At 70.9% G+C, this 12,950-nt stretch carries 13 protein-coding genes; 2 read left to right on the top strand and 11 right to left on the bottom strand.

Annotation, left to right across the window (positions count from 1 at the left end; genetic code table 11):
* Positions 1–202: oligopeptide/dipeptide ABC transporter ATP-binding protein (locus tag VFZ70_04990; GenBank protein HEX6255147.1), on the top strand; the 202-nt coding region annotated here is incomplete at its 5' end.
* A 124-nt stretch (positions 203–326) separates the two neighbouring features.
* Here the strand turns inward: VFZ70_04990 and VFZ70_04985 are convergent.
* The 11 genes from VFZ70_04985 to uvrC form a co-directional block, all read right to left on the bottom strand.
* A complete protein-coding gene (locus VFZ70_04985) occupies positions 327–1,967 on the bottom strand; it encodes an ABC transporter substrate-binding protein (protein HEX6255146.1) in 1,641 nt (546 codons plus the stop codon).
* Positions 1,968–2,014: 47 nt separating this feature from the next.
* Positions 2,015–2,245 (bottom strand): preprotein translocase subunit SecG, encoded by a 231-nt coding sequence (secG, locus tag VFZ70_04980; protein HEX6255145.1) that lies wholly within the window; start codon positions 2,243–2,245, stop codon positions 2,015–2,017.
* Positions 2,246–2,323: 78 nt separating this feature from the next.
* On the bottom strand, positions 2,324–3,754 hold the full coding sequence (locus VFZ70_04975) for a M56 family metallopeptidase (GenBank protein HEX6255144.1): 1,431 nt from the start codon (positions 3,752–3,754) through the stop codon (positions 2,324–2,326).
* On the bottom strand, positions 3,754–4,158 hold the full coding sequence (locus VFZ70_04970) for a BlaI/MecI/CopY family transcriptional regulator (protein ID HEX6255143.1): 405 nt from the start codon (positions 4,156–4,158) through the stop codon (positions 3,754–3,756). The genes VFZ70_04975 and VFZ70_04970 overlap by 1 nt, the downstream gene beginning before the upstream one ends.
* A gap of 205 nt (positions 4,159–4,363) precedes the next feature.
* Positions 4,364–5,137 (bottom strand): triose-phosphate isomerase, encoded by a 774-nt coding sequence (gene tpiA, locus VFZ70_04965; protein HEX6255142.1) that lies wholly within the window; start codon positions 5,135–5,137, stop codon positions 4,364–4,366.
* Between the two features lie 25 nt (positions 5,138–5,162).
* Positions 5,163–6,332: a phosphoglycerate kinase gene (locus VFZ70_04960; GenBank protein HEX6255141.1), complete on the bottom strand. Its 1,170-nt coding sequence runs from the start codon at positions 6,330–6,332 to the stop codon at positions 5,163–5,165.
* Between the two features lie 37 nt (positions 6,333–6,369).
* Entirely contained in the window at positions 6,370–7,374 is a 1,005-nt protein-coding gene (gap, locus tag VFZ70_04955; protein HEX6255140.1) for a type I glyceraldehyde-3-phosphate dehydrogenase, read from the bottom strand.
* Between the two features lie 66 nt (positions 7,375–7,440).
* On the bottom strand, positions 7,441–8,373 hold the full coding sequence (whiA, locus tag VFZ70_04950; protein ID HEX6255139.1) for a DNA-binding protein WhiA: 933 nt from the start codon (positions 8,371–8,373) through the stop codon (positions 7,441–7,443).
* The gene (locus tag VFZ70_04945; GenBank protein HEX6255138.1) at positions 8,370–9,341 is read right to left on the bottom strand and encodes a gluconeogenesis factor YvcK family protein; all 972 of its coding nucleotides are present in this window, start codon (positions 9,339–9,341) and stop codon (positions 8,370–8,372) included. Before VFZ70_04945 ends, whiA begins: the two co-directional genes overlap by 4 nt.
* Positions 9,338–10,231: an RNase adapter RapZ gene (gene rapZ, locus VFZ70_04940; GenBank protein ID HEX6255137.1), complete on the bottom strand. Its 894-nt coding sequence runs from the start codon at positions 10,229–10,231 to the stop codon at positions 9,338–9,340. The genes VFZ70_04945 and rapZ overlap by 4 nt, the downstream gene beginning before the upstream one ends.
* On the bottom strand, positions 10,228–12,132 hold the full coding sequence (gene uvrC, locus VFZ70_04935; GenBank protein HEX6255136.1) for an excinuclease ABC subunit UvrC: 1,905 nt from the start codon (positions 12,130–12,132) through the stop codon (positions 10,228–10,230). Before uvrC ends, rapZ begins: the two co-directional genes overlap by 4 nt.
* Before the next feature lie 165 nt (positions 12,133–12,297).
* Between uvrC and VFZ70_04930 the strand changes: the two genes are divergently transcribed.
* Positions 12,298–12,930: a fasciclin domain-containing protein gene (locus VFZ70_04930; protein HEX6255135.1), complete on the top strand. Its 633-nt coding sequence runs from the start codon at positions 12,298–12,300 to the stop codon at positions 12,928–12,930.
* Positions 12,931–12,950: the final 20 nt, after the last annotated feature.

Here is a 12,950-nt window from a genome sequence, read left to right as displayed (position 1 = left end):
CAAGCGCGACAAGCGCGACCGGATCCTGCTCGAGGGAGACCTGCCGAGCCCGTCCGACCCTCCGTCAGGATGCAACTTCCGCACCCGGTGCTGGAAGGCCGAAGACCGCTGTGCACAGGAGGAGCCGGAGCTCATCGACCGGTTCGACCACGGACACCCGAGCGCCTGCTTCTTCGCCGAGCGACGGGCGGCGGTGCTCTAGCGGCGGCAACTGGTCGACCTGCTCGACGGCGTCCTGGACCCACGCATCCGCGACGAGTGACGCCCGCTCCCCCGCACCGCGCCGCACCGGGGCGGCGCCGTGCCAGGACGGAGATCTCGACCGCTCAGGACTCGATGTCGGGTTCGGCGACGAGCCGCACACGCTCGGGCGTCGCGGTCCCCCACGGTGTGATCGTCAGGTCACGCACACGCGCGCCGACGACGGTCCGCTGGCGGAGGCTGAACAGCGGCACCACGGCCTGGTCCCGCAGCGCCCGGCCCTCGGCCCGCGCCCAGAGACGCTCACGTTCGAGTGCCGAGTCCTCCCGGCGTGCCCGGTCGAGCAGGGCGTCGACGCGCGCATCGGCGTAGCCCCCGTAGTTGGCGCCGTCACCTGGCTCCCACGGCGCGCCGGAGCGCACGATCGCCTCGAGCATGCTTCCGGCGGTCGGATGCTGAGCTCGCCATCCGAACCGGTACAGCCCGAGGCTGCCCGACTCCATCGCGCTCAGGTACTCCTCGAACGGCAGCGCGCGCACGGTCAGCGTCACACCCGCGTCGGCCAGATCCCGACGGATCTGCTCCGCCACCTGCTCGTGCCCGGCGCCACTGTCGATCGTCAGGGTGATCTCGCCGACGCCCGCGTCCCGGAACGCCGCCGTCGCGAGCGACGGCAGGTGCATGCACGAGTCACACGCCGGCCTGTCGATGCGGGCGAGCGCCGGAGGCACGATCCAGTACGCCGGATCCAGGGCCAGGTCGCGCTGGTCGTCGACCAGTGCCTGACGGTCGATGGCCCGGCTCAACGCGCGGCGTACGTCAGGATCGTTCCACGGCGGACTGTCGACCGCAAAGGCCAGGAAGTACAGCGCCGGCAGTGGATTGTCGACGACACCCGGACCTTCCCCATGCTCGGCGGAACCATAGGCCCGCTGCGCCTGCCGGAGGGCGCCGGCCGGCACGGGTGCGACATCGATGCGCCCCTGCTGGAACGCGACATAGGCCCCGTCGGCGTCGATGATGCGGAAGACGATCTCACCGACGTGTGCCGCCGAGGAGTCCCGTGGTCCGTTGCGCCACCGCCGGTCGCGTTCCACGCGGATGAACGCGCCGCTTCGCCACGGCTCGGTCATGCGGTACGGGCCGTTGCCGACGGGGTTGCGGGCGAACCGACCTGCGCCGCCTCGGCCCCGTGGGACCGGCGCGAGCGTGGGATGGGCGACGAGGGCCGGCAGGTCCATCGCGGGCCGGTTCAGCCGCACCTCCAGCGTGACGTCGTCGAGCGCCCGGACACCGGCCAGCCGCGTGGCGCGGCCCGCTCGCACCGCGCGGTAGCCCTCGACGTCCTGCAGGTGGGACCCGGTCACGCCGCGCGCCACGGTGCGTCCCCACGACACGGCGAAGTCCTCGGGACGCACCGGTGTGCCGTCGTGATAGCGGGCGCCGCGGCGGAGCGTGAACCGCCAGGTTCGGCCGTCGTCGGCGGACCGCCACCGCACCGCCGCGCGCGGACGTACGGTGCCGTCGACGGCGACGGCGGTCAGCGAATCGAAGAGCATGTCGACGATGAGGATGGCGGCGTCGTCTGCGGCGTCCGTCGGCCCGATCGCCGACGGCCGTGCGATGGCCCAGCGCAGTGTCCCGCCGACGGGAGCGCCCGCGACAGGTGGAGGACTGGCGGACGGCGACGCGGACGGGGTGACGGCGTCCGTCTCCCCCGTGGTGTCGCAGCCGGTCAGCAGGATGACCAGCGCGACGCAGCACACCAGGACACGCCGAACGACGCCGTTCGACGCCGTGGGCCTCCCGCGCGTCAGGTCAGGCGAAGGCTCAGCAGGATGGTGGTCATCATGAAGACCACGGCGGTGATCACCGTGAGCCGGTCCAGGTTGCGTTCCACGACGGTCGACCCGCTCATCGTGTTCATGGCCCCCCCGCCGAACATGTCGGACAGGCCGCCACCCCGCCCGGACTTCAGCAGGATGAACAACACGAGGAGCAGGGAGACCAGGATGTGGACTCCGATGATGATGCCGGTCAGCATCCGCTCAGACCTCCCGGGGACATGTGATCGGTGTCAGTGTAGCCAGGCACGCCGACGCGCGTGGCCGCGTCAGCGGTCCTAGCGTTCGGTCGCGTTGCGGCTGACCGTGAAGAACCCGACCTCACGCATGCCGCCGCGGAAGGTGATCAGCTCGTCGTCCACACGCAGCCTGGCGCGGTCGTGGAGCTTCTGCAGCTCCCACGCCCGCTGTCCATCGCCGGCCCACACCAGGTGCGACGGGGCGGCGCCCGCAGTCGCGTGCGTGCCGGCACGCAGTTGAGCGGTCGACTCGATGCACGGGCACAGCAGGCCGTCGTCGGTGACGTCGGCGACGGCGGAGGCCGCGGACCGCGACCGCTGCGTGACCCCGGCGACGGGCGCGGTCGCACGGAAGGTGGCGAACGCGGGCGACTCGGTCGTCGCCGACGAGGGCGACGGCAGCACCTGCAGCAGGACGCCGTCGTTGTGCAGGAGCCTGGCCGTCCACGCCGGAAGGAGCAGTCCGATCATCACCGCGACCGTGAGCACCGTGACCGACAGGCCCACGTCGCGGCGCCGCGGGCGGTGGCTCAGGCCGTGCGGTGGCGAGATGAGGCGCTGGACCCGCACGACGACGTGCGGCTGCGTGGTCCGGCCGAGCCCCAGGCCCGGCCACTGCACCGTCGACGACACTGCAGCGCACGCGCCGACCACGCGCCTGCCCGCGGTCTGCGACTCCCACACCTTGAGGATGGTCGATGCCAGTGCGCCGGGACGCCGGGTGCACCGCGCCGCAAGATCGTCAGCGGCCTCCTCCTGCTCCCGCCGCAGCCAGCACGTCGCCAGGTGCAGTCCCGGCAGGAAGAACGTCACGTCCCGGCTGAGCCCCGTCAGCAGCGTCAGCAACGGGTCGCGCCGCCGGATGTGGGCCATCTCGTGTGCCAGCAGCGCGTCGAGCTCGGCCTCGTCGAGCGTGGCCAGCAGGTCGGGGTCGACCGCGATCCACGGGCGCCGGATGCCCGCCGTGAACGCACCGCCCGGGCACCGGGCACGCAGCCGGATCTGCGGGGGTGTGATGCCGGCCTGCACGGCGAGCGTCAGCGCACGGCGGCGGATCCGCGGGGGCGCCAACGGGCTGCGGCGTCGCAGCGCGTGCACGCGCACGACCCCGGCAAGCCGCCGTGTGATCATCAGACCGACGACCAGCAGATAGCCGGCGACGAGCAGGTCGACGCTGCCACCGATGCGTTGCACGTCGCCCAGGACGTCCATCAGCGCGCCCGCACCGACCAGTCGGTCCGTGTCGATCCAGACGTTGGGGAGGAACCCGTTGTCGGCCGAGACGACCGCGAGCACCGCGGCCGCGACGAACGGCATGACCAGCAGGAGTCGCCGACCGATCACGCTGCGCACGACGTCGCGGCGCAGGAGGACCTCGACCAGCAGCACGGCCACCAGCGACCCGAGCAGCGCCCGCGCCGCGAATGACTCGAAGAGGAAGAGGAAGAACCCTCCCGCCCCGTCCGGCACTACTCCTCCTGGCTGCGCAACTGCTCGATCCGCCGACGCAGGTCATCGGTCGATCCCGCGGCACCCTCGTCCTCCACCACCTGCATGAAGTAGCTCATGGCGGGCTCGGGGAAGCGGTCGACGAGCCAGTCGACAACCGACGTCACCGTCGACCTCGCGTACTCGTCGCGCGAGATCGTCGCGTGGTAGCGGTGGGCCAGACCGGACGTGTCACGGGCCAGCAGGCCCTTCGAGGCCAGCCGCGCCATCGTCGTCATGACGGTCGTGTAGGCCAGGTCACGGCGTTGCGCCAGCGCCTCGTGCACATCGCGGACCGTCGTGTCGCCGAGACTCCACACGGTCTCCATGACATCTGTCTCGAGCGGTCCGAGCAACCCCTGCAGTTGGGATCGGCGCTTGGCCATCGTCTACCCCGTTGTCTCGTGTCCGCGGGTCCGGTCGGCCGCGAGGCCCTCGGTCGGACCCACAGAGATCGTGAGCGTTCGCATCGTACACCCGAGGCGCGCACCGTCGCCCGACCCCGGGCCGGCGTCCAGTGTCGGGCATCCTACGACCGCTGTCGACCCGTATGTTCTGCGGAGCCGCACACGACTTCAGGTCGCGGCGTGCCTACAGCCGGTGGAAGCGGCAGATGGCGGCGAAATCGTCCGCGGTGAGACTCGCTCCCCCGACCAGCGCACCGTCGATCTCGTCCCGGCTCATCAGCTCGGCCACGTTGCCCGGCTTCACGCTGCCCCCGTACTGCACCCGCACAGTCGCACCGGCATCGGTGCCGAGCACGTCCGCCACCTGTGACCGCGCGAAGCCACACATCTCGTTGGCGTCCGATGGGGTCGCCGTCTTGCCGGTACCGATGGCCCACACCGGCTCGTAGGCGATCACGACGTCGTCGGCCTGCGCGCCGGTCACACCCTCGAGACCGCGCTGGACGTGTCGCGCGACGACGTCCTTGGCCTGCCCCGCTTCACGCTCGTCGTCGGTCTCGCCCACGCACAGGATCGGCCGCATGCCGTGGGCGAGGACGGCGCGCACCTTGCGGTTCACCGTCTCGTCGTCCTCACCGAACACGTGGCGCCGTTCCGAGTGGCCGCACACGACGTAGCGGACGGTGAGCTTGGCGAGCATCGGTGGGCTGACCTCGCCCGTGAACGCGCCCGCGTCCTCGTAGTGGCAGTTCTGTGCACCGAGGCCGATCGCGAGGCGGTCGCCCTCGATCAGCGTCTGGATGCTGCGCAACGCGGTGAACGGCGGGATGACGACGATCTCAGAGCGGTCGTAGTCCTGCTCGTCCAGGTGGTAGACGAGCTGCTGCACGAGCTGGATCGCCTCGAGGTGGTCCTTGTGCATCTTCCAGTTGCCCGCGAGCAGCGGCGTGCGCGCCATCGGCGTCTCCTCGTTCGATTGTGGTCTACGACTGGCGCAGGGCCGCGACGCCTGGAAGCTCGACGCCCTCGAGGAACTCGAGCGAGGCGCCACCGCCGGTGGAGATGTGACCCACGCGGTCGGCGAAGCCCATCGAGCGCACAGCGGCCGCACTGTCGCCCCCGCCGATGACGGTGAACCCGTCGCAGTCGGCGACAGCACGGGCGACGCCGTTGGTGCCCTCCGCGAACGCCTCCCACTCGAAGACGCCCATAGGCCCGTTCCACACGAGCGTCCGGGCGTCGGCGATGACGTCGCGGAACGCCGCCACCGTGTCGGGTCCGATGTCGAGGCCCATCCACCCGTCGGGGATGGCGTCGGCCGCCACCCGCTCGTGCTCGGCGTCGGCCGAGAACTCGGAGGCAGCGACGATGTCGGTCGGCAGGTGCAGACGGTCGCCGGCCTCGGAGATCAGGTTGGCGACCGTGTCGAGCTGATCCTCCTCCACCCGGCTCGCTCCGACGGCGGTGCCCGCCGCGCGCAGGAAGGTGAAGCACATCGCGCCGCCGATCAACAGGTGATCGACGCGTCGCAGGAGGTTGTCGATGACCCCGAGCTTGTCGGATACCTTCGCCCCGCCGAGGATGGCGACGAACGGCTTGTCGGGCTGACCCAGCAGCCGCGACAGCGTCTCGACCTCGCGGCGCAGCAGCTGGCCGGCGACGGCCGGCCGCAGCACAGCGGGCACGCCGACGACGCTGGCGTGCGCACGGTGCGCCGCGCCGAACGCGTCGTTGACGTACGCATCACCCAGCGACGCGAGCTCGCGCGCGAACGTCTCGTCGTTGGCCTTCTCGCGCGGATCGAAGCGCAGGTTCTCAAGCACGGCGACGTCGCCGTCGCGCAGACCGTCGATGACCGCGTGGGCGTTGTCGCCCACCGTGTCCGACGCCGCGGCGACGGTGGCGCCGAGCAGCTCGCCGAGCCGCGCGGCGACCGGCGCCAGGCGCAGGTCCTCGCGCACCTCGCCCTTGGGTCGCCCCAGGTGACTCATCAGGATGACGCGGGCGCCCGCGTCCCGCAGGGCGCGGATGGTCGGCAGTGAGGCCTCGAGCCGCAGGTCGTCGGTGACCCGGCCGTCATCGAGCGGAACGTTCAGGTCGGCACGCACCAGCACGCGGCGGCCCCGCGGTGCGAGGTCGTCGAGCGTCGGCAGCGGCCCACCGGCCGCGGAGGCGTCGTCGACCACGGTGCTACAGCCGCTCGCCGACGTACGCGACGAGATCGACCAGACGGCACGAGTAGCCCCACTCGTTGTCGTACCAACCCAGCGTCTTGACCGTGGAGCCGGAGGCCATCGTGGCCAGCCCGTCCAGGATGCAGCTGTGCGGGTTGCCGATGATGTCAACCGACACGATCGGGTCGGTCGACACCTCCAGGTAGCCCTTCAGCGGTCCGGCTGCCGCCTCGTGGAACGCGTCGTTGACCTGCTCGGCCGTGACGTCCTGCTCGAGGTTGACCACCAGGTCGGTGACGGACCCGTCGACGACAGGCACGCGCAACGCCATGCCGTCCAGCTTGCCCTCGAGCTGTGGCAGGGCGAGTGACGCGGCTTTTGCCGCACCGGTCGTCGTGGGCACGATTGACATCGCGGCCGCGCGAGCGCGTCGCAGGTCCTTGTGGGGCGCGTCGTGCGTGCCCTGGTCGTTGGTGTACGCGTGCACTGTCGTCATCAGGCCGTTGACGATGCCGAAGCTGTCGTCGAGGACCTTGGCCATCGGCACGACGCTGTTCGTCGTGCAGCTCGCGTTCGAGATGATGTCGTGCGTTGCCGGGTCGTACTCGCCCTCGTTGGCGCCGAGGACGATGGTGATGTCCTCGTTCTTGGCCGGCGCCGAGATGATGACCTTGCGGGCGCCCGCGGTCAGGTGCTTCGACGTGCTGTCCTTGTCGGTGAACAGACCCGTGGACTCGATGACGATGTCGGCACCCAGTTCCTTCCACGGAAGGTTTGCCGGATCGCGCTCGCTGCTGATGCGGATCTCGTCGCCGTCGACGATCAACCCGTTGTCGCCGAGCTCGACGGTGCCGGGGAAGCGCCGGTGCACCGAGTCATACTTGAGCAGGTGCGCGAGCGTCTCGTTGTCGGTGATGTCGTTGACACCGACGATGTCGACGTCAGCGCCCTGCGCCTTCGCCGATCGCAGGAAGTTGCGGCCGATGCGACCGAAACCATTGATGCCTACCCGTACCGTCATGGTGTACCTCTCACGTCGCAGGTGCACGAAGATGCCGCTCCAGCAACCGTGGTAGCCGCCATGGCGTCAGCCGAAACCCCGTGCGGCGTCATCTTCGCCGCTTACCAGCTCCGCCAACCGCCGGAAGCGCCGGGACACCGTGGCCCGGCTCACGTCGAGCAGCTCCGCCAGCTGCCCGAGGCTCGCCGTGGGGTTGGCGAGCCGCGCGAGCGCGGCGGTACGCAGGTCGTCGTCGAGCTCGTCGAGGCCGACCTGCGCCAGCACCTCGAGCACCACCGCGACCTGGCCCGTCGCGGCCTGCACGCTGCGTCCCGCGTTGGCCCGGTCCGCGTTGACGCCGCGGACGGCGGCACTGCGGACGGCACGGCGGGTGCGCTCCTCCTCCCACCGCAGGTAGGCGGTCGTGGCACCCGTCCCTGCCAGCAGCGTGCCGATCGCCCCCCGCGACTTGCACACGACCCGCCAGCGGTCGCGCACGTGGGGCGACGCGGCGGCCCTGACACCGAGCTGCTCCAACAGCTCCATCAGCTCCCGGGCCAGCAGCTCGGTGGGCGCCTCGACCTCACAGTGCGCGCGATGGGGCTGCGCGAGCCGCAGCCTGGCCAGGGCGACGCCGCGCACATAGGCCCACCGGGCCGCGTCGTCGTCCAGCCACGGCGGCAGCGCCGTCCGCCTACGTCCGGCGACGACGTCCAATGCGAGCGCCGGCAGCAGTGGAGGCGGTACCTCGAGCTCGACGAGCAGCCCGGGACGGGGGGCCCGGACCCGTCGCGCCCGCAACCGCAGGCGCTGATCGAACAGGTGCGAGGCGAGGCGGTCGGCGCGGCGGGCCGGTGTCGGCGACAGGGTCGACGCCCACGTCCACCCCTCGTCGGCGCCGCCGTGGCGTCGCATCACGCCGCTGAAGCGCAGTAGCCCCGACAGCTCGGACCGGCCAACGACGCCGCGCGGCAGCGGCAGGGCCGCGAGCTCGGCGCGCACGCCGGCGGTCAGACTCACGGCGTGGCGGCGACCGGTCCCGCCTCGACCACGAGCGCACGCTGGAGGGCGGCGGCGAGCCTGGCGGGGTCGTGGGCGGCGCCGATGGCACCGTGCGCGTCACGGCACAGCAGATCCGCCGCGACCACGTGGCGGACGCCCGGCAGATCGGCGACCGGACGCAACGCCGCGCCCGGACCAGCGGGATGCGGGCCGTCGTGCATGACCACCACGTCGATGCTCCTGCCCTGCAGCGCCGCGCGCAGCTGGTCGACGTGGTCGCGCAGGGATAGCTGGGCGGTCTCGCCCGGGGGCGCCTTGACGTTCGCCACGTGCACCACCGGACAGTCCGCGTCCCGCACCGCGCCTCGCAGATCCGGCACCAGCAGGTTGACGATGACGCTCGTGAACAGGCTGCCCGGACCGAGGACGACCGCGTCCGCACCCTGCACGGCGGCGATCGCGTCGTCACAGGCGGCCGGGCCGTGCGGCTCCAGCCAGATCGACTCGAGGGGACCGTGGCTGTTGGTGATCGCCGCCTGGCCGCTGACCCGCCTGCCGGCGACACGAGCGGCGATCTGCACCGGCTCCAGCGTCGCGGGCAGCACGGCACCCTCGCACGCCAGCAGTTCCTCGGCGGCACGCAGCGCGCCGACGACGTCGCCGTCCGCCCGCTCGGCGAGCGCCACGAGCAACAGGTTGCCCAGCGCGTGGCCCTCCAGGTGGCCACGCTCGAAGCGGTGCGCCAGGACGTCGGCGAGGTCCGTGTCACCTGCCAGCGCGAGCAGCGCCATCCGCAGATCGCCGAGCGCGATGATCCCGAGGTCGCGCCGGAGGCGTCCGCTCGACCCACCGTCGTCGGCCACCGTCACAACGGCCGTGGGCGCAACCTCCATGTGCCGGCACGCCGCGAGCACCCGTGACAGCCCGTGGCCGCCGCCGATCGCGACGACCCGGCGTGGGCGTGTGCCCGGATCGGTGGGGTTCACAGGCTGCAGTCGCGGTGGTCGACCTGGACCGCGACGTCGAACCGACGCACGAACTCACCGATGCGTTCGGCCAGCGCGACCGACCTGTGGCGGCCCCCGGTGCACCCGATCGCGATCGTGAGGTACCGCTTGCCGTCGTCGATGAACGCGGGGATCATGACGTCGAGCAGATCGAGCAGCCGCGCCAGGAAGTCCTTGGTCAGCGGCTGGCCGAAGACGTAGTCGGCGACTGGGGCGTCGCGGCCGGTCAGCGGACGCAACTCGTCGACCCAGTGCGGGTTCGGCAGGAACCGTACGTCGAGCACCAGATCCGCGTCGCGCGGCGTGCCGTGCTTGAAGCCGAAGCTCAGGACGTTGACGATCATGGCGCGGCCGTCGTCGCCGAACGCGTCGGTCACCCGGTTCCGCAGCTCGTGGACGTTGGTTGCACTCGTGTCGACGATGAGGTCGGCATCGGCCCGCAGATCCGTCAGCAGCGCGCGCTCGTTGCTGATGCCATCGATGATCCGCCCGCTCGGCGCGAGCGGATGGCGTCGGCGCGCCGCCTCGTACCGCTTTACCAGCGTCTCGTCATCCGCCTCGAGGAAGAGCAGCCGCAGCGGCATGCCCTGTTCCCGCATCGAACGGATGTAGGGCTGCACGTCGCCCCACAGCGGGCGACCACGTACGTCCACGACCAGCGCGACCCGTGCGATCGTCGAGCCCGCAGCGGTCACGAGCTCCATCACACGGGCGAGCAGCTCGGGCGGCATGTTGTCGATGACGAAGTAGCCGAGGTCCTCAAGCACGTTGGACGCCGTGGACCGCCCCGCGCCCGACATGCCGGTGATCACCACGACCTCGGGCTGCGGCACCTCGTCGTCGACAACGGCGGGCCTGGCTGTGGTCATCGCTCGTCCTCGCGTGCGGCTGTGCCTGGCTGGAAGTGTGCGTGGATGGTCCGTGCAAGCATGCTCGAGATGCCGGGGACCTGCTCGAGCTCGTCGATCGTGGCGTCCCGGACGCCCTGCAGCGACCCGAACACGTCCAGCAGGTTGCGACGCCGCGCCGGCCCGATGCCGTCGATCTCGTCGAACGCCGACTCGGTCATACGCCTGCCGCGCAGCGTCCGATGGTAGGTGACGGCGAAGCGGTGCGCCTCGTCGCGCACACGCTGCAGCAGGTACAGCGCCTCGCTGGCGCGCGGTAGCAGCACCGGCTCGGACCGATCGGGCAGGAACACCTCCTCCAGCCGCTTCGCGAGGCCGCAGATCTCCACGCCGTCGATCCCGAGCTCCTCCAGCGCGCGACGTGCGGCGTTCAACTGGCCCTTGCCGCCGTCGATGATCACGAGGTTCGACGGGTACGAGAACTTGCGCTCGCTGGCGGGCCCGGCCTGTTCGTCGAGGAATCGCCGGAACCGCCGCGTGATGACCTCGTGCATCATCGCGAAGTCGTCCTGACCGACGACGCCGCGGATCTGGAAGCGCCGGTACTCGGACTTGCGCGGCAACCCGTCCTCCATCACGACCATCGAGGCCACCGAGTTGGTGCCCTGCAGCGTCGAGATGTCGTAGCACTCCATCCGCAGGGGCGCTTCGTCCAGTCCCAGCGCCTGCTGCAGCTCGTTGAGGGCCTGGCTGCGGGCGTTGAAGTCCTTGGCACGCTTGAGCCGGTGCTGGTGGAACGCCTCCTTGGCGTTGTCGGCGACGGTGGCCAGGAAGTCGCGCTTGGCGCCCCGCACCGGAACCGTCAGCCGCACCCGGCCGGTCGCGTCCTGCGCGTCCCGGCGCAGCTCGGTGCACAGCTCCTCCAGCGTGTCGCCGTCCGCCGGCTCGAACGGCACGAGGATCTGCCTGGGCAGCTCCTCCGCCCGCTCCATCGCGAGCTCCAGCACGAAGCGCCCGAGCAGCTCGCCCGACGACAGGTCCTCGACCTTGTCGACCGTCCAGCCCTTGCGACCGACCACGCGCCCGCGGCGCACCGAGAAGACCTGGAACGCCGCCTCGTACTCGTCCTCGAACAGATTGATCGCGTCGAAGCTGTCGCGGGCGCTGGTCACCATGGTCTGCTTGGCGAGCGCGCGCTGGGCGGCGTCGATCTGGTCACGCAGCCGCGCGGCCGCCTCGTAGTTCAGCCGGTCGGCCTCGTCGCGCATCTGCTCGGTGAGCTCGCCGAGGACGTCGTCGGTGTTGCCCTCGAGGAAGTTGATCATCTCGTCGACGAGGTCGCGGTGACCCTCGTGGTCGATCTTGCCGACACACGGGCCCGCGCACCGGCCGATGTGGTACAGCAGGCACGGTCGGCCGGTGCGCTCGCACCGGTCGAAGACGCCCTGCGAGCACGTGCGCACCGGGAACACCCGCAGCAGCAGGTCCAGCGTCTCGCGGATCGCGTACGCGTGGGCGTACGGGCCGAAGTAGCGGGTGCCGTCACGGCGCGGGTTGCGCCGGACCATCGCCCGCGGCACGTCCTCCTGGACGGTGATGGCCAGGTAGGGATAGCTCTTGTCGTCGGTGTAGCGGACGTTGTAGCGGGGGCGGTGACGCTTGATCAGGTTGTACTCGAGGTGCAGCGCCTCCACCTCGTTGTCGGTGACGATCCACTCGACGCTGCGTGCCGTCTCGAGCATGCCGCGGGTGCGCTGGTGGATGGTCGACCAGGCCCCGAAGTAGCTGGCCAGCCGGGCGCGCAGCTGCTTCGCCTTGCCGACGTAGATCACACGCCCGTGGCGGTCGCGCCACAGGTAGCAGCCCGGATCGGTCGGGATGGTCGCCGGGTCGGGTCGGAACGCGCGGGCGGGGTTCTGCACGCGCCCAATCGTAGTGGCAGGAGCTGTCCGGGCGATTGCCGGACGACGACGTGTGTCAACCTGCGATGTGGGTAGTTGGTCTGTCAGAAGCCACGGCGAGTCGGGTGTTCCCAACGGATTGGACCGGCTGCGCCGGACAAGCGTCTCTCGAAGGAGTCAGATCCCATGAAGCCATCTGTCCGGCTGCTGAGCCTTCTCGCAGCCCTGTTCATGCTGCTCGCAGCCTGCTCGACCGCCGAGGAGGCCGGGCAGACCGAGGACGGAGGTGACACGGCCAGCGAGCCCGTGGTCGAGGAGACCAGCGAGCCCGCCGACGACTCACTCACCTCGGAGCCCGCGCTCGAGGAGGAGACCGAGGAGACGACGACCGACACCGGCGACGACACGTCGAGCACGGACCAGAGCATCGCCGACATCGCCGCCGACAACCCGCAGCTGTCGCAGCTCACGGCCGCACTCGAGACCGCCGGGCTGACCAGCGCGCTCGAGGAAGCGGGTCCGTTGACGGTGTTCGCACCGAACAACGACGCGTTCGCGCAGCTCAATCAGGATGATCTGGCGGCGCTGCTGGCGGATCCGAGCAGCCTCGGTGACATCCTCCAGTTCCACGTGGTCGAGGGTGCGGTCATGTCCACCGACCTCGAGGACGGCCAGACGGTCACCACCCTCCAGGGTGACGACCTGACGATCAGCATCGACGGTGACACCGTCATGGTCGACGACGCCGAGGTCGTCCAGGCCGACATCCAGGCCGGGAACGGCGTCATCCACGTGATCGACACGGTCCTCCAGCCGTAACCCATCCGCTCCAGGGGACG

This window comes from Euzebyales bacterium, from assembly GCA_036374135.1.
In the GTDB taxonomy this organism is placed as follows: domain Bacteria; phylum Actinomycetota; class Nitriliruptoria; order Euzebyales; family JAHELV01; genus JAHELV01.
This window is presented reverse-complemented; position numbering and strand designations above follow the sequence as displayed.